The 20,696-nt window shown below is 64.3% G+C and carries 16 protein-coding genes, 1 tRNA gene and 1 pseudogene; 6 read left to right on the forward strand and 12 right to left on the reverse strand.

From position 1 onward, the window contains the following. A pseudogene (locus tag A7D16_RS22450) lies at window positions 1-137 on the reverse strand (IS5/IS1182 family transposase); the annotation flags it as partial. A gap of 167 nt (window positions 138-304) precedes the next feature. Here A7D16_RS22450 and A7D16_RS08850 point away from each other — a divergent pair. Beyond that, window positions 305-1,084, forward strand: coding sequence for a ferredoxin--NADP reductase (locus A7D16_RS08850; protein ID WP_064631787.1), 780 nt, complete (start codon window positions 305-307; stop codon window positions 1,082-1,084). A 161-nt stretch (window positions 1,085-1,245) separates the two neighbouring features. Here A7D16_RS08850 and A7D16_RS08855 read toward each other — a convergent pair whose 3' ends face one another. Further along, complete coding sequence (locus tag A7D16_RS08855) at window positions 1,246-1,731, reverse strand: glutathione peroxidase (protein WP_064631789.1); 486 nt, start codon at window positions 1,729-1,731, stop codon at window positions 1,246-1,248. Window positions 1,732-1,992: 261 nt separating this feature from the next. Here A7D16_RS08855 and A7D16_RS08860 point away from each other — a divergent pair, with 261 nt between their 5' ends. Continuing rightward, the gene (locus tag A7D16_RS08860; RefSeq protein ID WP_181920625.1) at window positions 1,993-4,191 is read left to right on the forward strand and encodes a M3 family metallopeptidase; all 2,199 of its coding nucleotides are present in this window, start codon (window positions 1,993-1,995) and stop codon (window positions 4,189-4,191) included. A gap of 253 nt (window positions 4,192-4,444) precedes the next feature. Here A7D16_RS08860 and A7D16_RS08865 read toward each other — a convergent pair whose 3' ends face one another. From A7D16_RS08865 to A7D16_RS08875, 3 genes are all read right to left on the reverse strand, one after another. Further along, on the reverse strand, window positions 4,445-4,945 hold the full coding sequence (locus A7D16_RS08865) for a MarR family winged helix-turn-helix transcriptional regulator (protein WP_064631793.1): 501 nt from the start codon (window positions 4,943-4,945) through the stop codon (window positions 4,445-4,447). Between the two features lie 66 nt (window positions 4,946-5,011). Then, window positions 5,012-5,854, reverse strand: coding sequence for a DUF3298 and DUF4163 domain-containing protein (locus tag A7D16_RS08870; RefSeq protein WP_064631795.1), 843 nt, complete (start codon window positions 5,852-5,854; stop codon window positions 5,012-5,014). A gap of 50 nt (window positions 5,855-5,904) precedes the next feature. Then, a complete protein-coding gene (locus A7D16_RS08875; RefSeq protein WP_064631797.1) occupies window positions 5,905-6,192 on the reverse strand; it encodes a GNAT family N-acetyltransferase in 288 nt (95 codons plus the stop codon). Between the two features lie 227 nt (window positions 6,193-6,419). Here A7D16_RS08875 and A7D16_RS08880 point away from each other — a divergent pair, with 227 nt between their 5' ends. After that, window positions 6,420-6,608, forward strand: a complete 189-nt coding sequence (locus tag A7D16_RS08880) for a hypothetical protein (RefSeq protein WP_064631799.1) — start codon at window positions 6,420-6,422, stop codon at window positions 6,606-6,608. 206 nt (window positions 6,609-6,814) lie between these two features. Here A7D16_RS08880 and A7D16_RS08885 read toward each other — a convergent pair whose 3' ends face one another. Continuing rightward, the gene (locus tag A7D16_RS08885) at window positions 6,815-7,423 is read right to left on the reverse strand and encodes a rhomboid family intramembrane serine protease (RefSeq protein ID WP_064631801.1); all 609 of its coding nucleotides are present in this window, start codon (window positions 7,421-7,423) and stop codon (window positions 6,815-6,817) included. Between the two features lie 7 nt (window positions 7,424-7,430). Beyond that, complete coding sequence (locus A7D16_RS08890) at window positions 7,431-8,996, reverse strand: POT-type proton-dependent oligopeptide transporter (protein ID WP_064631802.1); 1,566 nt, start codon at window positions 8,994-8,996, stop codon at window positions 7,431-7,433. 351 nt (window positions 8,997-9,347) lie between these two features. Here A7D16_RS08890 and A7D16_RS08895 point away from each other — a divergent pair, with 351 nt between their 5' ends. The 3 genes from A7D16_RS08895 (at window position 9,348) to A7D16_RS08905 (ending at window position 13,714) form a co-directional block, all read left to right on the forward strand. Then, complete coding sequence (locus tag A7D16_RS08895) at window positions 9,348-11,117, forward strand: M14 family metallopeptidase (protein WP_064631803.1); 1,770 nt, start codon at window positions 9,348-9,350, stop codon at window positions 11,115-11,117. Window positions 11,118-11,297: 180 nt separating this feature from the next. Then, entirely contained in the window at window positions 11,298-13,487 is a 2,190-nt protein-coding gene (locus A7D16_RS08900; RefSeq protein WP_064631804.1) for a beta-glucosidase family protein, read from the forward strand. 140 nt (window positions 13,488-13,627) lie between these two features. After that, window positions 13,628-13,714, forward strand: a tRNA-Leu gene (locus A7D16_RS08905). A gap of 188 nt (window positions 13,715-13,902) precedes the next feature. Here the strand turns inward: A7D16_RS08905 and A7D16_RS08910 are convergent. The 5 genes from A7D16_RS08910 to A7D16_RS08930 all read right to left on the reverse strand — a co-directional run bounded on the left by A7D16_RS08910 (window position 13,903) and on the right by A7D16_RS08930 (window position 20,676). Beyond that, complete coding sequence (locus A7D16_RS08910; RefSeq protein ID WP_239686971.1) at window positions 13,903-15,468, reverse strand: serine hydrolase domain-containing protein; 1,566 nt, start codon at window positions 15,466-15,468, stop codon at window positions 13,903-13,905. Between the two features lie 462 nt (window positions 15,469-15,930). Beyond that, window positions 15,931-17,511: a DHA2 family efflux MFS transporter permease subunit gene (locus A7D16_RS08915; RefSeq protein ID WP_064631806.1), complete on the reverse strand. Its 1,581-nt coding sequence runs from the start codon at window positions 17,509-17,511 to the stop codon at window positions 15,931-15,933. 6 nt (window positions 17,512-17,517) lie between these two features. Beyond that, the gene (locus A7D16_RS08920; protein ID WP_064631808.1) at window positions 17,518-18,711 is read right to left on the reverse strand and encodes an HlyD family secretion protein; all 1,194 of its coding nucleotides are present in this window, start codon (window positions 18,709-18,711) and stop codon (window positions 17,518-17,520) included. A gap of 10 nt (window positions 18,712-18,721) precedes the next feature. After that, entirely contained in the window at window positions 18,722-20,212 is a 1,491-nt protein-coding gene (locus A7D16_RS08925; RefSeq protein ID WP_064631810.1) for an AdeC/AdeK/OprM family multidrug efflux complex outer membrane factor, read from the reverse strand. A 23-nt stretch (window positions 20,213-20,235) separates the two neighbouring features. Further along, on the reverse strand, window positions 20,236-20,676 hold the full coding sequence (locus A7D16_RS08930) for a MarR family winged helix-turn-helix transcriptional regulator (protein ID WP_064631812.1): 441 nt from the start codon (window positions 20,674-20,676) through the stop codon (window positions 20,236-20,238). Window positions 20,677-20,696: the final 20 nt, after the last annotated feature.

Raw genomic sequence — 20,696 nt, forward strand, 5'->3', positions numbered from 1 at the left:
ACGTACAACACTGCGCACCACACCTCATATAAATCCACACGGCGTGGCTTGGTGCGCTTGCGCGCTTGTTCCAGGATCGGCAGCACGTGTGCGAACTGCTCCCGGCTCATGTCACTCGGATAGGTCTTTTGGCGCATCCGCATAGTCTGCACTGATCTGCGAAGATCGTGAACAGGTTCTAAGGATCTGCTATTGCGAATCCCTAATCCCAACTCCCGAATCCCGGCCATCCAAATGAGAGCCCCTCTCATTTGGCCGGCTTGAGGTAGAATTGCCGGGTACCCCTCCCACGACACTCACCGGTATGTCTTCCGCTTTCGGCGCCGAAACGGTGCTTGCGGTCCGTCACTGGACCGATGCCTACTTCAGCTTCACCACCACCCGCGATGCCGGTTTTCGTTTCGAGAACGGGCAGTTCGTGATGATCGGGCTGGAAACCGAGACGCGCCCGCTGCTGCGTGCGTATTCGATTGCCAGCGCCAATTGGGAAGAACATCTGGAGTTCTTCAGCATCAAGGTGCCGGACGGCCCGCTGACCTCGCGCTTGCAGCACATCCAGCCGGGCGACAAGGTGCTGGTCGGCAAAAAGCCCACCGGCACCCTGCTGATCAGCGACCTGCATCCTGGCCGCAACCTGTACCTGCTGGGCACCGGCACGGGCCTGGCGCCGTGGCTGTCGATCATCAAGGACCCGGAAACCTACGAGCGCTTCGACAAGGTGATCCTGACCCAGGGCGTGCGCTTCGTGCAGGACCTGGCCTACCGCGACTACTTCGAACGCGAGCTGCCGCAGCACGAGTTCCTCGGCGATCTGCTGCGCGACAAACTGCTGTATTACCCGGCAGTCACGCGCGAACCGTTTGCCAATCAAGGCCGTTTGACCGAGCTGATGGCCGATGGCCGCATGCAGCAGACGCTGGGCCTGCCGACGCTGGATCCGGCCAACGACCGCTTCATGATCTGCGGCAGCCCGCAGATGCTGGCCGACCTGCGCACCCTGCTGGACGCCCGCGGTTTCCAGACCTCGCCGCGCATCGGTACGCCGGGGCATTACGTGTTCGAGCGCGCGTTCGTCGAGAAGTGATGCGGCGCGCGTGAAACGCCAGCGATTGTGCGGCGTTTTACGTAGACCGCATCGCCAGCACGTGCGTCGTAGGAGCGCCCCTGGGCGCGATGAAGCATTCCCGGTAACGCCTCATCGCGCCCAAGAGCGCTCCTACGGGTTGAGCAACACGCCCTGCAAGATCACGCGCCCAGCGCGCGCTCGATATCTGTAGCCAACGCTTCCGGCTTGGTGGTCGGCGCATAACGCTCCAACACGCGGCCATCGCGGCCGATCAGGAACTTGGTGAAGTTCCACTTGATCGCTTCCGAGCCCAGGACGCCGCGCTGTTCGTGCTTGAGGTACTGCCACAGCGGATGCGCGCCGCTGCCATTGACCTCGATCTTCTCAGCCAGCGGAAAATCCACTGCGTAATCGAGCGAGCAGAACTGGCGGATCTGCGCCGCATCGCCCGGCTCCTGATGGCCGAACTGATCGCACGGGAATCCGATCACCACCAAGCCACGTTCGCGATAGCGCTGCCACAGCGCCTGCAGGCCTGCGTATTGCGGGGTAAAGCCGCATTTCGAGGCGACATTGACCACCAGCAGCACCTTGCCGGCATAGTCGCGCATCGACTGCGTGCGACCGTCCAGGTCGGTGAATTCAAACGTGGAGATGTCGCTCATGGCGTACTCGGATGCTCAGGGAAACGGCAGCGTAGCCCAGCCGCCTCGGCAGTGCGGCACTACAATCGTATCTTCGGCAGCCATACGCACTGCGGCTGGCCTTCTGGTCGAGCTTGGAGCGGCAGAAAGTTGTTCCTCGCCCCGCCAATCGGCAAGGTTCACCGATTGACTGCACCTTCACCCTGCAGCCATGCCTTTTGTCACACGCCTGTCCCGCCTGGCTGAGTTAGCCTCGGCGGCTCGCACTTTGGAGCAACGCTCTTGACCACCCGTCTCGCTTTTGCCCTGGCCGCTTCCCTGGGACTTGCCATGCCGTCCTACAGCATCGCCGCCCCCGCCGCCACGCAGGCCGCCACCCAAGCCAACCCGTTCTTTGCCGACAGCACGCTGCCGCTGCATTACCCGCAGTTCGACAAGATCAAAGACAGCGACTTCGCACCCGCCTTCGATGCCGGCATGGCCGAGCAACTGAAGGAAGTGGACAAGATCGCCAACCAGAAAGCCAAGCCGAGCTTCGACAACACCATCATTGCGCTGGAAAAGAGCGGTGCCACGCTCGACCGCGCCACCACGGTGTTCTTCAACCTGGTCGGTGCCGACACCAACGACGCACGCAAGAAACTGCAGGCCGATTATTCGGCCAAGTTCGCCGCGCACCGTGATGCGATTTCGCTCAATGGCAAGCTGTTCGCGCGCATCCAGAGCCTGTACGACCAACGCGCCAAGCTGGGCCTGGACGCACAAGGCGTGCGCCTGGTCGAGAAGTACTACAGCGATTTCGTGCGCGACGGCGCCAAGCTGTCTGACGCCGACAAGACCACGCTCAAGGCGATGAATGCCGAGCTGGCGAACCTGGGCACCACCTTCAGCCAGAACGTGCTGGCCGAAGTGAATGCCGCTGCTGTCGTTGTGGATGACGTCAAGCAGCTGGATGGCTTGTCGCAGGAGCAGATTGCCGCTGCCGCCGAAGCCGCCAAGGCGCGCAAGCTCGACGGCAAGTACGTGATTGCGCTGCTCAACACCACCGGCCAACCGCCGCTGAGCCAGCTGAAGAATCGCGAGCTGCGCAAGAAGATCTACGACGCCTCGGTGTCGCGCGGCAGCCACGGCGGCCAGTACGACAACACCGCGCTGGTGGCGCGCATCATGAAGCTGCGTGCGGACAAGGCCAAGCTGCTCGGCTTCCCGACCTACGCCGCGTACTCACTGGAGAACCAGACCGCCAAGACGCCGGAAGCGGTCAACGCGATGCTGGGCAAGCTGGCGCCGGCTGCCGTGGCCAACGCCAAGCGCGAGGCCGCTGATCTGCAGGCGATGATCGATAAGGAACAAAAAGCCGCGCGCAAGCCGACCTTCAAGCTCGAAGCCTGGGATTGGGCCTACTACAGCGAGAAGGTACGCCAGGCCAAGTACAACTTCGACGAATCCCAGCTCAAGCCTTACTTCGAGTTGAAGAACGTGCTGGAAAACGGCGTGTTCTATGCGGCCAACCAGGAATATGGCCTGACCTTCAAGCAGCGCACCGACCTGCCCACCTACCGCGACGACATCACCGTCTACGACGTGTTCGACGCCGACGGCAAGCAGCTGGCGATCTTCATCGCCGACATGTACGCGCGCGAATCCAAGCGCGGTGGCGCATGGATGAACTCGTATGTGTCGCAGTCGGACCTGACCGGTTTCAAGCCGGTGGTGGCCAACCACCTCAACATCCCCAAGCCGCCGGCCGGCCAGCCGACGCTGCTGACCTGGGATGAAGTGACCACCATGTTCCATGAGTTCGGGCATGCGCTGCACGGCATGTTCTCCGACGTCAAATACCCGTATTTCTCCGGTACCAGCGTGCCGCGCGACTTCGTCGAGTTTCCCTCGCAGGTCAACGAGATGTGGGCCGACGAGGCGTCGATCCTGAAGAACTACGCCAAGCATTATCAGAACGGCTCGCCGATGCCGCAGGCGCTGCTGGACAAGGTGATTGCCGCGTCCAAGTTCAACCAGGGCTTTGCCACCACCGAGTATCTGGGTGCGGCCATGCTCGACCAGAACTGGCACCAGATCAGCGCCAACCAAGTGCCGGACGCCGCTGGCGTAATGGCGTTCGAGGCCAAGGCACTGCAGCAGGACGGCATTGCCTATGCACCGGTGCCGCCGCGCTACAAGACCCCGTATTTCAGCCACATCATGGGCGGTTACGCGGCAGGCTATTACGCCTACATCTGGTCCGAAGTGCTGGACGCCAACACCCAGCAGTGGTTCAAGCAGCATGGCGGGCTGAGCCGCGCCAATGGCGACCGCTTCCGTCAGACCCTGCTGTCGCGTGGCGGCAGTGTGGATGCAATGGAGTTGTTCCAGAACTTTGCCGGCCATGCACCGCAGATCGAGCCGCTGCTCGAAAAGCGCGGCCTGAGCGCGCAAGGCGGCGATGGCGCCACCCCGGAAGCACCGCAGTCCAAGCCGTAACTCTGCCGAGGGCGCTAAAAACAGGACTACTGCGCAACCGCCAGGCGGGCGCGGCCGGTAGTCAGAATCGGCATGCACCACATGTAGATGCCGATTCGGATCAACAGCCGATAGCTGACCTGGGCTCGCGCTAATCGTCGCGCGTCTTGCTCTGAAAACCGTTGACATGAAAACGCCGCCGGGAGCGATCCCGGCGGCGGCGTTTTTACGGGCGGCGAGTACCGCGATTTATCGCACGCGCACTGCGCACCGCTCAGGAATCGACTGCGTCCACACCGTCGAGCAGCTTCTTCAACAGTTTTTCCAGACGCACCTGCTCGGCCTCGCTCATGCTGGCGGTCTCTGCATTCAACAACGTGCATGCATCAGGCAGCAAGCTTTCGACCAAGGCCAGCCCGGCAGGCAGCAGCGTCAACACGATCTTGCGCCGGTCTTCCGCGCTGCTGGCACGCGTGATCAGCCCCTTCGCGCACAGCTGATCGGTGAGCCGGGTGATATTGGCCGGCTTTTCGCTAGCGGCTTCGGCGACCTCGGTGGGCGTGATCGATTGCTCCGGCGTGCCATAGAGCATCATCAGAATTTCGTATTCCGGCGGGCTGATGCCATAAGGCTTGAGCCGCACGCAGCCCTGCGTATGCAGTCGCTTGTAGAGATGCTTGATCAGCCTCACCAGGACAGCCGGCTCCCGCGGGAACGCCGGATAACGCACGCAGGTGTGGTCCACGCGACTTGCGGTTGGATCGAAACTGCTCATATCACCCGTTGGATTACATTACTGAATGGCCAGGCCATTCAATCACACCAGGTGCGGTGCGACATCTCAGCGAGCGAAGAGATGTCCATATTCCGGCGCGACCGACGGCAATACTGCGGCGGTAGTGACCTCTGCCGTTTGCGTTCCATCCGAATACGGGCCGACCTGATACGGCGGCAAGACGAAGCGCAGCGCGATGATTTGCCCACTCGCATTCAACACCGGCACGAACTGCGCAAAGTTATCCACCTGCGCCGCGGTGCCTTCGGCAATCATGCGATCGGCAGATGCGACCTGCTCGGCCTGATCCTCGAGCGGGACACGGTCGGCTTCCACGCGCTTGGTCGCGGCCGCATGCAGTTGCGCCGCAACCTCGCGGCCGATCTTTTCCCAGGCGGCCGGGTCCGGAATCAGCGCATGCGCGGTCAATTGCTTGCGTTCCTTGACCAGCCACACGAATCGCGCCACCAGGGGCTCGCCATGCGCGCCGCCGGTGTAACGGCTGCCGTCGGCGGAAATCACGATCAGATCAGGAGTCTGCAACACGGTCTCGAATGCCAACGACAGCTCATACGGTGCGGCCGGCTTGTCGTTGCCCAGCCCCGACACCGCCTGCATCAGCTCGGCACGTGCGTCCTGCGCATAGCCGCCAATCAGTGCGGTGAGTTCCGGATATGCATCCAGCCCGCGCGGGTAGCTGATGCCCACCATATAGGCCGGCGCATGCTCGATCACATCTTCCAGCGGTCCGCTCTGCACGACGACGGGCTCCGCAGCCGGTGGCGTGGCCGCTGCATCGGCTGCGGGCTCGTTCGGCTCTGCGGTTGTCGGTGCGCGTTGCGTACACCCTGCCAGCACGGCCAACATCAGCAAGCCCTGCACTGCGTTTCTTCCAAGCAACCGCCCCATTACCGCCCGCTCCCCTGAGAAATACCCTGTTACGAAAAAACGATTGCTGATCAGGCCAGCAAATCCTGAAACTGCGGATGCCGCCGCATATACGCATCGGCATAACTGCACGCCGGAACGACTTTCAGACCGCTGCGCCGTGCGTAGTCCAAAGCGGCCTCGACCAGCGCTGCAGCGACGCCGCGCCCGCCGATCGCGTCCGGCACCTGCGTATGCGTATGCGTATGCGTATGCGTGATCGTCATGATCTCACCCTCGCCCCGGTAGGCCAGCTCTGCGCGTTGTCCATCGGTGTCTATGTTGAAACGCTGGTGCTCCGGATCGTGTTCTGCGTGCACTGTGGCCGCCTCTCTCGTGGTCTGCGCCGGGCAGCAAGTGGAACGAGTGTGACCAGCGCGATGCCGCGCCTGCGTGAAAGTGAATCCTGGCTGTGATCGGCCGCGCAGCGTGTGGAAAGCGCACTCAAGTTCCTGCGGGCAACGCCGATAGCTGACCCGAAGGCAATCGATGCAACCGGTCTACGGAAGCCGCGACGTCTTCGCCTTACCTACGAGGGAGCCACCGCATGAACAACGATTCGGCAGGACACAGCGCAGACAGCGATAGCTCGCTGTTGGAGAGCTTGTTCCAGTTCGCCCTCAAGGGCGATACCCACAACCCGGACTTTGCGCAGCTCAACGATACGGTGTACGAACGCTTGCAGCAGGCCTATGGCGCCGCATCCGGCGCAGACCAGAAACGCAACGCAGCCTGAGCCCGCACTGCTGCGGTAGAGATCTCATCGGCTGCGCAGCGGTTGACCGGCAGTTAGCGAGCAGCCGTCAGGTGCGTCCTGGCGGCACCGCGGGAACCGAACGTTTGCGATGCGCTTGCCGAGCCTGGCATAGCCTGCGATTGACACCTGGCCGCTTGACAGCCTTGCGAGCCACTCTTCCCAGCGCATTCGCATGCCCGCCGCGCTCAGCCGAAGCGCGGGTTGGACAGCTGCTCCAGAAACACCTGCCACACGCGCGGCTCCATGATCAGCATGAACATCACGCCGAACGCGGCGCCGGCCAGATGCGCGCTGTGGTTGATGCGGTCGCCGCCACGGCGGTCCATCCACAGGCTGTAGCCGACATAGAACACCGCATAGATGATCGCCGGTGCCGGAATGAACAGCACCAGGATGATCGTCCATGGCTGCAGCAGGATGAAGGCGAACAACACCGCAGACACCGCACCGGACGCACCCAGGCTCAAATAGTTGGGGTTGTGCTGGTTCTTGAGGTAGCTGGGCAGGATCGACACCACCAACGCGGCCAGATAGAACAGCGGATAGGTCAGCACGCTGCCGGTCAGCTGTGTCATCACGCTCTCGATCACCCGGCCGAAAAAGAACAGCGTGATCATGTTGAAGACCAGGTGGCCCAGGTCGGCATGGATGAAGCCGTAGGTCACCAGCCGGTCGTACTGCCGGTTCTTGTCCAGCGCCGGCGGCCACAGGATCAGCCGGTCGGCCAGCTTGCGGTTGTTGAACGCCATCCACGAGACGATGCCGGTGATGGCGATCAGGATCAGGGTAATCATGCAGACCTCAGGCAGTACGGTAATTGTCGACCATGCGATACCCGCGCGCGTACAGGCCGAAGGCCAGGGCCGCCAGGAATGCAAACGCCGCGAAGAAAAACATCAGGAATGCCGCTTCGCTGAGCCCAGTATCGGCGATATGCGCGGTCACCGTCGCGTTGCGCACCGCCACGTTCGACAACAGCACCCATAGATTGCCGACCGTGGTGGTGAGGTACCAGAAACTCATCACCACCCCCTTCATCGACGGCGGCGCCTGGCTGTAGGCGAACTCGATGCCGGTGGCCGAGACCAGCACCTCGCCGAAGGTCAGCAGCGCATATGGCAGGATCTGCCAGGCGATGTGCATCGGCTCGCCACCGTCCATGACCATCTGGATCGCACCCACCGCAATCCAGGCCACGCCGCTGAAGGCGATGCCGCTGGTCATGCGGCGCAAGGGTGTGGGCTCCCAGCCGCCACGGCGTAGCAGCGGATACAGCACCAGGTTGTTGAAGGGAATCAGCAGCATCACCAGCAGCGGATTGAGCGCCTGCATCTGCGAGGCGGTGAACCAGGCCGGCATGGTCATCTCGCGCCCCTGCAGCACCCAGGTGGAGGCCTTCTGGTCGAACAAGGAGAAGAACGGCGTCACCAGCGCGAAGATCACCAGCACCCGCAACAACGCACGCACGCCTTCCACCGCCGCATCCGGATGCGTGCCGCGCGCGCGCTCCAGCTGCCACCAGGTGCCGCCGCCGATACCGGCCAGCAGCAGCACCAGCGCAATGCACAGGCACACGACGATGCCCAGTTGCTCGACCAGCGCAAAACCCGCCAGCGCCAGCAGCACCGAGACCACCGCCAGCATCAAGCCGGGACGGCCCTGCCCTGGCGCATGCGCCAGCAAGGCCGTGCGCACCACCGCACCGAACCCATGCGGGTCCTTCGGCGGCAGCGGCACCAGCACATAGCGCTTGCGCCCCAGCCAGAACACCAGCGTGGCCACGAACATCAGGATGCCGGGAATACCGAATGCCCAGGCCGGGCCCAGATTCTTCAGCGCCAGCGGAATCAGCAACGAGGCGAACAGCGAGCCGAAGTTGATGATCCAGTAGAAGGCGTCGAACACCACCTTGGCCAGGTGCTTGTTGGACTGGTCGAACTGGTCGCCCATGAACGAGGCCACCAGCGGCTTGATGCCGCCTGCGCCAAGCGCGATCAGGCCTAAACCAAGGAAGAATCCGTCGCGGCTGCCTTCAAACAACGCAAGACACGCGTGCCCGGCGCAATACACCAGGCTGAACCACAGGATGGTGTTGTACTTGCCGAAAAAACGGTCCGCCAGCCAACCGCCCAGCAGCGGGAAGAAATACACCCCGATCATGAAGCTGTGCAGGATGTGCTTGGCTTCGGCTTCGCGCCCCGGCCCGCTGATTTCCTGCAGCAACAGCGAGGTGATCAGGAACTGCACCAGGATGTTGCGCATGCCGTAGAAGCTGAAACGCTCGCAGGCCTCGTTGCCGATGATGAAAGGAATCTGGCGCGGCAGCCGCGCGCCGGCAGAAGCGCCCGGCAAGGTGGAGGTGGTCAAAGGCAATCCGGGCGTGCTGAAAACAGGCCCTATCGTACCGGCGTGTACCCGCTGGCCGCCATCGCCGGCCCGGGCCGCCGCGCGTGAAGGTGAGCGGACGCGGCAGGCAGCCGTCACCCACGGTGGGCGATGCCATACGCTTGCCTGGGACGTCGATAGCACCAGGCTTGCGCGCAACGCGCATGACCTGCGCCCGTTTCTTACCGCTCATTGCGGCGATGGGTATCCTGCCGCGTCCAGTTGACCCTCGCGTGCGGCACGCAGCGCAGTGAGACCATGACGCAGTGCAGATTGGCCTTGTGCGCTGGCTCGGCTACATTGCAAACGTTTCCTGGAACACTGGACTGCTGGATGCCCCGCTTCACCCGCCTGGCCGTGAGCCTGTTGCTGCTGACTTCCACCCCTGCCGCCCTGGCTGCCACCCCGCTCACCACCCAGGCGGAGCGCAGCGGTTTCGTGCAGACCGGACGCTACGATGAAGTCATTGCGCTATGCGATGCGTTTGCGCAGCGCTACCCGCAGGCGGTGCGCTGCATCCAGTTCGGCACCACGCCGGAAGGCCGGCCGATGAAGGCCTTGGTCGCCTCCACCAGTGGCGCGCTCGACGCGCCATCGGCTGCGCAGCGCAAGCTGCCGGTGGTGTTGATCCAGGGCGGCATCCACGCCGGCGAGATCGATGGCAAGGACGCGGGTTTCCTGGCATTGCGCGAGCTGCTGGACGGCAAGGCCGGCAAAGGCGTGCTCGACAAGCTGGTGTGGGTGTTCGTGCCGGTGTTCAACGTGGACGGGCATGAGCGCTTCGGCGCCTGGAATCGCCCCAACCAGCGCGGCCCCGAGCAGATGGGCTGGCGCACCACCGCGCAGAACCTCAACCTCAACCGCGATTACGTCAAGGCCGACGCGCCCGAGATGCAGGCGATGCTGCGCCTGGTGCAGCAGTGGGATCCGCTGATGGTTGTGGACCTGCACGTCACCGATGGCGCCAAGTTCGAGCACGATGTGTCGGTGCAGGTGGAGCCGGTGCATGCCGGCGATGCGACCTTGCAGCGCGACGGCACGCGCTGGCGCGACGCGGTGCTTGCGGATCTGAAAAAACAGGGCTCGCTGCCGCTGCCCTACTACCCGTCATTCGTGCACGAAGACGACCCTGCCTCCGGCTTTGCCGACGATGTCTCGCCGCCACGCTTCTCGCACGGCTATTTTCTGCTGCGCAACCGCTTCGGCATGCTGGTGGAAACGCATTCGTGGAAGGACTACCCCACGCGCGTGCGGGTGACCCGCAATGCCATCGTGTCGGTGCTGCAGCAAAGCGCACGCAATGGCGCGCAGTGGCGCGCCGATGCACTGGCTGCCGATCAACGCGCCACGCAGCTGGCTGGCACATCCGAGCCGTTGAGCTTTGCGGCCGGCCTGCAGGCGCGCACGGTCGCGTTTCGTGGCTATGCCTATACACGCACGCCGTCGCCGATTTCCGGTGCGTTGATGACGCACTACGACGAGCGCACACCGCAAGTCTGGAAGGTGCCGCTGCGCGACCAGATCACGCCCGATGTGGTGGTGGATGCGCCGCGCGGCGGCTATCTGGTGCCGGCCGCGCAAGCGGCTCTGGTAGGCGAAAAACTGCGCCTGCACGGCATCGATTTCCAGACCATCGGCAGTGCGGCGGAGCGCCCGGTGCAAACCTTCCGCGCCGACAAGGCCAGCGCTGCTGCGCGTTCCAACGAAGGCCATCAGACCCTGCAGGTCAGTGGGCAGTGGCGCGATGAAACCCGCGCCGTGCCGGCCGGCTCGCTGTTCGTGCCGATCGCCCAACCCAAGGCGCGCCTGGTGATGGCGATGCTGGAACCGCAGGCGCCGGATTCGCTGCTGCAGTGGGGCTTTTTCAACACCGCATTCGAGCGCAAGGAATACATGGAAGCCTATGTCGCCGAAGAGGTGGCGCGCGACATGCTCGCCAACGATGCCACATTGAAGGCGCAATTCGAACAGCGCATCGCCAGCGACCCGGACTTTGCCAAGGACCCGCAGGCACGGCTGGAATTTTTCGCCAGGCGTCATTCGTCGTGGGATGAGCGCTACCAGCTCTACCCGGTCCTGCGCACCGCGCAGACCGGCTTCTAACCGCCACGCCGATTCCGGCAGGCGGCAGCGCGGTATAGCCGCGTCCACCCGATTCGGGCACTTCGGTGCCCCCAAGTTCGTTACGACCCAGCACTACAAGGACACACCGTGCCACAGCTCGATATGAAAACGTTTACACACCGTCAGAGTCGCCCGCGCCCCCTGGTGCTGGCGGTCGTCATGGGCCTGGGCATCGCCCTGGCCGCACCACTGGCAATCGCGCAAGGCGCGCCGTCTTCGCAGCCCTGGATGGACACCGCATTGACGGCGGACCAGCGCGCCGACCGCCTGCTGGCGCAAATGACCGACGACGAAAAATTCCAGATGCTGCGCAGCTATTTCGGCCTGGGTACCGACAAGATTCCCAAGCCGGAAGGCGCGCTGGGTTCTGCCGGTTACGTGCCCGGCGTTCCGCGCCTGGGCATCCCCGCGCAGCAGTTGGCCGATGCCGGCGTGGGCGTGACCAATCCCGGCGGCATCCGCAAGGGCGACTTCGCCACCGCGATGCCATCGGGCCCGTCCACGGCATCGAGCTGGAACCCGCAGTTGGCGTACGCCGGTGGCAAGACCATGGGCCGCGAATCCTGGCAGCAGGGCTTCAACGTGCTGCTGGCCGGCAGCGTCAACCTGCAGCGCGACCCGCGTAACGGCCGCAATTTCGAATATGCCGGCGAAGACCCGCTGCTGGCCGGCACCATGGTCGGCGAGTCGATCCGCGGCGTGCAGAGCGAGCATGTGCTGTCGACGATGAAGCACTACGCGCTCAACGACATGGAAACGCGGCGCAACTTCCATAGCGCCGACATCGGCGAGCAGGCGATGCACGAATCGGACCTGCTGGCCTTCGGGATCGCGCTGAAGATCGGCGACCCGGCCTCGGTGATGTGTTCGTACAACAAGATCAACGGCATCTACGGCTGCGAGCACGATTACCTGCTCAACCAGGTGCTCAAGCAGGAATGGAACTACCCCGGTTACGTGATGTCCGATTGGGGCGGCGTGCATAGCGGCTCCAAGGCCGCGCTGGCCGGGTTGGATCAACAATCGGCTGGCGAAGTGTTCGACGCGGCGGTGTTCTTCGATGCGCCGTTGCGCATGGCGGTGTCGGCCGGCGTGGTGCCGCGCACGCGTTTCGACGACATGGTCAAGCGCGTGTTGCGCAGCCTGTTCGCGCACGGCGCCTTCGATCACCCGACCCAGCGCCAGCCGATCGATGGCAAGGCCGGTCTCTTGGCTGCGCAGCATGTGGCCGAAGAAGGCAGCGTGCTGCTGCGTAACGAGCAGGCCACCTTGCCGTTGTCCAAGGACCTGCGCCGCATCGCGGTGATCGGTGGCTATGCCGACAAGGGCGTGATGTCCGGCGGCGGTTCCTCGCGCGTGGACTACACCATCAACGGCGGCAATGCAGTGCCCGGACTCACCCCGACCACCTGGCCGGGCCCGGTCATCATCCACCCGTCCTCGCCGTTGCAGGCGCTGCGCGCCGCGTTGCCGAACGTGCAGATCGATTACGTGGACGGCAAGGACCGCAATGCGGCCGCACGCGCGGCCAAGGCTGCCGATGTGGCGATCGTGTTCGCCACCCAGTGGGCCGCCGAATCGGTGGACCTGCCGGACATGCGCTTGCCCGACAACCAGGACGCCTTGATCGAAGCGGTGGCCAAGGCCAACCCCAAGACCACCGTGGTGCTGGAAACCAACGGGCCGGTGCGCATGCCGTGGGACGAGCGCGTGCCGGCGGTGTTGCAGGCGTGGTATCCGGGCATCGGTGGCGGCGAGGCGATCGCCAACCTGCTGACCGGCAAGGTCAATCCCTCCGGCCATCTGCCGGTGACCTGGCCGGTGGACGAATCGCAGCTGCCGCGCCCCTCGATTCCGGGCCTGGGCTTCAAGCCGGCCAAGCCGGGCGAAGACAGCATCGATTACGCCATCGAAGGCGCCAACGTCGGCTACAAGTGGTTCGCCGCGCGCAAGCTGACCCCGCGCTATCCGTTCGGCCACGGCCTGTCGTACACCCAGTTCCGCATGGGCGGGCTGCGTGTGGACGCCAACGGCAGCCAGCTCACCGCCAGCTTCGAAGTGGAGAACATCGGCCCGCGCGAAGGCGCCGCGGTGCCGCAGCTCTACGTCACCCTGCCCGACGGCCATGCCACCCCGCTGCGCCTGATCGGCTGGCAGAAGCTCACGCTCAAGCCGGGCGAAAAGCGCAGCGTGCAGGTGGTCGCCGAGCCCAAGACGCTGGCCGACTTCGATGCCAAGGCACGTCACTGGACGATTGCGGCCGGCACCTATCGCGTGCAACTGGCGCGCTCGGCGAGCGAACCGGTGCAGAGTGCGGAGGTCACGTTGCAGGCCGCGCAGCTGCCGTAAGCGCACGGGGCGCACGCACCGATGCATGCGTGCGCCACCGCCGGTTGGTTCGTTTGCCGAGCGGCGCACCTCGCAATGAAAAAATGCGCCGGATGCGTTGACAGCCACGCGCGCAGCTTGCACAATTCGCCCCCTGAGTCGCCCAGGTGGCGGAATTGGTAGACGCACTAGCTTCAGGTGCTAGCGGGGGCAACTTCGTGGAGGTTCGAGTCCTCTCCTGGGCACCACGACTCACGGTAGATCGTAAAAAACCTCGCTTCGGCGGGGTTTTTTGCGTTTGGGCGATGTCTTGGACAATAGCCTATCGACATTGGTGAGCGTGCCGATCGGCAGCGAAGCAGGAATGCGACAACAGCGACGCACCGCCGAACCGCCGAACCGGGCAGTCGAGCTGCTATCACGCCCACAAATCGGATCATTGTTTCCCAGGGGGCGCGGACATGTTCTTGATGCGCTGCCGGATGGCGCTCGAACGGGTGAGATCCCCGTTTGCCTCATACGCCTCAGCAAGACTGTCCAGCGCATTGCTGGACGCCGGAAACAGCAGCACATTGAGTGCGAACACGCGAATCGCCGCATCGGCGCCGAGATTGGACAGAACGGTGTAGCCGGTCGTGTTGACCACAGCCTCGAGTTGATCGAGGGGGATGCTCCTGTCGGCACGCAGCACATCGGCCAACAGCTGCGTGTCGTGACCGGCAGGCGACTGCAGCGCAAAGGCAATGAGCTTCTCCGACACGGCTTCGACGGGAAACGTCTGTGGCGCGATGCTGGCCATGATGCTGTCGACCAACACCCGGGACCACACCCCGCGCGCGCTGCCATTGGTCAGGTAAACGATGGTGTAACTATCGCCATCCAGGGCGTCAGCGTACAGCAGCCGCACCCTTACCCGCGCACCGCCATCATGGCCGACGTACCGATAGGCACCACTTGCGCCAACCTCCCAGCCGCTGGCAAACCAGCCACGCTGTCCGTTGGGGAGCGGCTGCGGTTGCCAAAGCTGTTGCAGTGTTGGCTTGCCGACTAACTGTCCATGTCGCATCGCTTCGATGAAGGTCGCCAGATCATCGATGCTGGCGTACAACTCAGCATGCCCGAGGGCGTAATCGGGCCAGGCGATCTCCGGCTCTTTCTGCAGTTTTCCGTCCTTGCCAACGTAGGCACGGACGACACCATCGACCGGCAATCGGGAGCGCCCGAGAAAGGTATGCGCCAGCTTCAACGGCTCGAGGATCCGCTCGGAGACGATCTGCGAATACGGCTTGCGGTAATGCGCGTGGAGCAGTTGCGACAGCACCAGATAGTTGGTGTTGATGTAGCGGGTGCTGCTACCCGGCGAAAACAGCAGTGGTTGGTTGCCAAGCACAGCAAAGACGGCCTGCGCAGTGGCAGGAAACGATGCGTTTGTCTCAGGCGCGCCGCTCATCTGCGCCTCGGTGAAATATTCTGGCAACCCGGAGGTGTGGTTGAGCAGCTGACGCACGGTGATCTTGTGCCAGCGCTGCGGCAGATCTGGCAGGTAGACCCGGGCAGGTCGGTCCAGATCGATTTGCCTGGCCTCGACCAACTGCATGATCAAGGTGCTCACCAACAGCTTGCTCACCGAAAATGCAGGAAATATCTGCCCAGGCGTCACCGGCTGCCGGCTGTCCAGATCGGCTTGGCCATCGCTGCCACGAAACAGCAGCCTGCCATTGTGGGCAACGTACACAGCCTGCCCCACGATGCCGTAGCGCTGCCGATTGAGCTGCATCTGCTGCGTCAGCTTGTCGCTCAAGTCATCGGCCAAGGCGATCAACGGCAACCATAGCGACAGAAGGAGCACAGCCTGCAGTAGACGCCCAATGGCCGGCGCTGCATGCGGTAACTCACGATGACGCTGGACCTCTCGATTCAGCGTAAGCCGGCCTTGGCGCTGCATCGCATCCATGAGGCGGAAGGACCGCGGTAAACCGGTCGTTGAAGGCGTCACTGCCATTGAACTGCTCCCACTTGGAGAGCATCAGTCTAGAGCGTGCTGACAGGCACAGCGCGATTGTTAGAGCGGCTGACAAACACTAGCGATCGTCCGGCTGGTGGCGAGCGCATCGTTTTTGTAACCGCCTCTTGTTGGATACAGTCAGAAGCCCAAGTCAGACGCTGAATCGGTCCAGGCCGCAGCGCCCTCACCGCTCTACACGGTTTGCCAGTTGCTTTGAGAAGATCTAAGCAAACCAACTACGCACACCGACCATCTAGACTGGTCCTTGCCCGCTCACCGTCGCTGGACCTTACGCGGCATGGATGCCGCGTAAGAGCCTACACGGACGTACTTGCGGCGTGTCCCGCGATGGTGAGCGGGCAAGGGCCCTGCAGCCAAGTCGCAGATCATCCGCTCTGCAGTAGACCAGCGCGAAGTCGTTTCTTAGCAGCTTTAGCTACGCCGCCTTGTCACCCGCGCTCAATGCCCGCCAGCCGCCGCTGCGCCGCCCGCGCCCGCACCGAACGGCGGCTTGGCCAGCCACAGGAAGAAGATGATCGCCAGGAAGGTCCAGCCGAGCAGGTAGAAGATGTCGTTGAAGCCCATCTGCGAGGCCTGGTGATTGATCATGTTGTTCAGCGATGCCGCGCCGCGTTGCAGGTCGCCCTGCCCCATCGCGGTGACCTGCTCCTGCATGCCCGGCGTGTACACCGAGATGTGTTCGGTGATGTGCGCGTGGTGCACCTGGGTGCGACGTGCCCACAGATAGGTGGTCAACGATGCGGCAAAGCTGCCGCCCAACGTACGCAGGAAGGTGGCCAGGCCCGAGCCTGCCGCGATCTCGCGCCCGTCCAGATCCGAGAGCAGGATCTGCAGCACCGGCATGAAGAACAACGCCACGCCCACGCCCATCACCAGCTGGATGGTGGCCACATGGCTGAAGTCCACCTGCAGGTTGAAGTTGGAGCGAAAGAAACTGGTGAACGACATGAAGATGAAGGCGATGGTGGCGAGCATGCGCAAGTCGAAACGCAGCGCATACTTGCCCACGAACGGCGTCATCAATACCGGCAGGATACCGATCGGTGCGGTGGCCAGGCCGGCCCAGATCGCGGTGTAACCCATGTCGCGTTGCAGCCATTGCGGGATCAGCAGACTGACGCTGAAAAATGCCGCATAGGCCACCACCATTGCCAAGGTACCGGCGCGGAAGTTGCGATGCCGGAACAGCTTGAGATCGACGATGGGGTCCTTGTCGGTGAGTTCCCAGATCACGAACACCACCAGCGCCACAGCAGCGACGCAGGCCAGCACCACGATCTTGTCGGAGGAGAACCAGTCTTCGTCATTGCCCAGGTCCAGCACCAGCTGCAGCGCGCCCACGCCGACCACCAGCAGGATCAGGCCGATGTAATCCATGCGCGGCTTTTCAAGTTGCTCGGGGCGATTGCGCAGTTGCGAGCCCACGATACTGCTGGCGATGATGCCCAGCGGCACGTTGATCAGAAAGATCCATTCCCAGCTGTAGTTGTCGGTGATCCAGCCGCCGAGAATCGGCCCGGCGATCGGCGCCACCACGGTAATCATCGCCAGCAACGCAAGCGCCTGCCCGCGTTTTTCGCGGGGATAGATCGACACCAGCAGACTCTGGGTAATGGGATACATCGGCCCGGCGACGAAGCCCTGCAGCGCACGCGCCACCACCAGCATGCCCATGCTCTGTGCAAGGCCGCACAGCAGCGAAGCAATGGTGAAGGCCAGCGTGGACCACACGAACAATTTGGTTTCGCCAAACCGGCGGCTCAGCCAGCCGGTCAGCGGCAATGCAATCGCGGTGCTGACTGCGAACGAGGTGATGACCCAGGTGGCCTGCTGCGAACTGGCGCCGAGATTGCCGGCGATGGTGGGCAGCGACACGTTGGCGATGGTGGTGTCCAGCACCTGCATGAACGAGGCCATGGCCAGGCCCACGGTGCACAACGCCACGCTGGCCGGGCGAAAGCCGGCAGCGGGCGCCGGTGCCGCCGGGCCGCCCGGCGCGGTGGGAGCTTGCGAAGACATGGTGGCTTAGCCCGCCTTGCTGGCAGCCTGCGACGGCAGGTTGTCCTGGATGATGCGTTGGATATCCGCGTCGGCGGCCTGCAACTGCTGCGCATATACGTCGGTGGAAAACACCGCGCCATTGGCGTACTTGGTCGGCAGCACGCTGCCCTGCTGGTCGTGCAGATTGACCTCGACCTTCATCGACAACCCGATCCGCAGCGGATTGCTGGCCAGCTGCTTGGAATCCACCGCAATGCGTACCGGTACCCGCTGCACGATCTTGATCCAGTTGCCGCTGGCGTTTTGCGCCGGCAACAGCGAGAACGCGCTGCCGGTGCCCAGGCCCAGGCTTTCGATGCGACCGGTGTAATCCACGCCGCCGCCGTACAGATCCGAATGCAGTTCCACTTCCTGGCCCAGGCGCATGTGCTTGAGCTGGGTTTCCTTGAAGTTGGCTTCCACCCACACCTGCTCCAGCGGCACCACCGCCATCAACACGCTGCCCGGCTGCACGCGCTGGCCAACCTGCGCCGAACGCCGTGCGACATACCCGGACACCGGCGCCAGCACGCCGGTGCGCGCATGATTCAGATAGGCCTGACGTAGCTGTGCGGCAGCGGCCTGCACGTCCGGCTGATTGGCCACCGCGCTGTCGTCCACCAACGCACGGTTACGCGCGAAGCTCTCGCGCGAGCCGCTCACGGCCGCTTCTGCGGCAGCGAGCTCTTCGCGGGCGTGCGCCAGTTCCTCGTTGGAAATGGCACCGCTGGCGGCCAGATTCTTGCGTCGCGCAAAGTCCGCGCGGGCGCTGCGCAGGGTGACTTCGCGTGCCGACAATTCGGCCTGCGCGCCTTCCACGCTGCGGTACAGACCGCGCACCTGACGCACGGTCTTGGCCAGGTTGGCTTCGGCCTGCTGCAAGGCGACCACGGTGTCGGCCGGGTCCAGCTGCACCAGCAACTGGCCGCGCTCCACGCGCATGCCGTCTTCGGCGCCGATGCTGACCACGGTGCCGCCCACCATCGGGGTGATCTGCACCTGATTGCCCTGCACGTACGCGTCGTCGGTGTCTTCGTGCCAGCGGCCGACCAGGAAGTACCACACCACCAGGCCGATGATCGCCAGGATCACCACAATGGCCACGATGCGCAGCGCTGCACGGCGCTTGCTGGGCGCGGCCGGCGCAGGTTGGGAAGAAGTTGCAGTCGTCTGGCTCATCGTCGCTGTCTCAGGAATTCGGTTGTGCGGAAGTGGGCGCGGCGTGTGCGGATTCGCGTGCGGGCTCCGGCGCGAATCCGCCGCCCAGCGCACGCTGCAACCTCACCGAGGCCAGAAGTTGTTGCGACTGCAGCCCGGCCATGCGCTGGCGTGCGAGGAGCAATTGCTCCTGCACGCTGAGCACTTCCAGATAGCTGCCGATGCCGGCGCGGTAGCGCTGCCGGGCCAGATCGAATGCAGCCGTGAAGGTCTGCACGGCCTCGTCCTGTGCCTGCGTGCGTTGCTGCAGCGAGCGCACCGCGGTGACCTGGTCGGCCACTTCGCGCAGCGCGGCAATCACTTTCTGGTTGTAGTCGGCCACGGCCAGGTCGTACTGCGCATCGCTGCCGGCCAGGTTGGCGCGCAGCTTGCCGCCGTCGAAGATCGGCAGACTCAGCGCCGGCGCAACCAACCCGAGCACCGAGCCGCTTTCCAGCAACTTGCCGACATCCGGGTTGATCACACCGCCCAGCGCGGTGAGGTTGAGGCTGGGATAGAAACGGGTCTTGGCGACCGCGATGTCCTTGTCGGCCGCCTCCACGCGCCAACGCGCCGCCACCACGTCGGGGCGACGGCCCAGCAGATCGGCAGGCAGGTTGCTCGGCAGCTGCATGGCGATCGATGCGGCGATGGCAGGCCGTGCGATGTCCAGCCCGCGATCCGGGCCCTGCCCGACCAACGCGGCCAGCGCAGTGCGGGCTTCGTCGATCTGCTGCTGCGCGGCCTGCACCTGCTGCTGCGCAGCCGGCACGCGCGCCTGCGCCTGACGCACCTGCAATTCGCTGTCGATGCCGGCGCTGCGGCGTTGCCGGGTCAGCTCCAGGGTCTTCTGCGCGCGGCCCAATTCGTCGTTGGCCACGTCATGCAGGCTCCACGCGTAGGCGAGCTGTGCGTAGCCTTCGGCGATCGCCGCCGACAGATTCAAGCGCGCGGCCTGCGCATCCACTTCGGCCGCATGCGCCTGATCCACTGCCGCTTCCCAGGCACTGCGCTTGCCGCCCCACAGATCCACGCCATAACGGAAGTCCAGCACCACCTGTGCGCTGCCGCCATAGCTGCCGCCGAATTCTTCGCCGACCAGCGATTCGGGTAACTGCACGCCGGTGTAGCCACCGGACACCGACAGGCTGGGGCCGCGATCGGCCTGCGCGCTGCCGGTGCGTGCCTGCGCCTGACGCAACCGCGCATCGGCCGCCGCGAGGCTGGGGCTGTGCTGCAGGCCTTCGGCGATCAGCGCGTCCAGCTGCGCATCGCCGAGCGCGCGCCACCAGTCGCTGGCCGGCCACGCGGCCGGGCTCAGCGCGGTTTGCTGCGCCAGGGTGCGCTCGGCGTGCAGCGTGCCGGGGTCCAGCACGGCGCCTTGCGGGGCCAGGCCACGGCTGCTGGCGCAGGCGGCCAACGCCAGCGTCAGGGCAGTGATCACGAGCGGCCGCGCCAGGCGCATCGGGCGCGGGCGCAGCATCGGGGTCGGGGAACTAGCAGCGTTCATGTGTTGAGTGCATCGCGGACACGGATAAGAAGTGAGGTAAGAAGTTCGCGCTCGGGCGCGGACAGGTCGCGCAGGCCGTGCTCGATGGCGCGTTCGCCGCGCAAGCGCAGTCGCTCCCACAGCGCCACGCCCTGGTCGGTCATGACGATCTGCAACGCGCGCCGGTCCTGCGCATGCGGCTCGCGCCGCACCGCGCCCAGCGCTTCGAGCTTGTCGAGCAGGCGGGTCACGGCGCTCGGGGTCTGGTCCAGTGCAAGCGCCAATTCGTTGGCCGTGCACGGCGAACGCACCGCCAGGATCTTCAGGCCCACGTAGTGGCTGAAGCCGAAATCGGGCAGTTCGCCTTTCATCTCGGCGTCGAGCTGGCGCATCAGCGCATCGCGCACCTGGCGCAGCAGCAGGCCGAACGACGGCGCAGCAGAGGAGTCAACATTCATGCAGCACATCTTGTTCCGAA

Origin of the sequence: Xanthomonas nasturtii (assembly GCF_001660815.1) — a bacterium.
In the GTDB taxonomy this organism is placed as follows: domain Bacteria; phylum Pseudomonadota; class Gammaproteobacteria; order Xanthomonadales; family Xanthomonadaceae; genus Xanthomonas; species Xanthomonas nasturtii.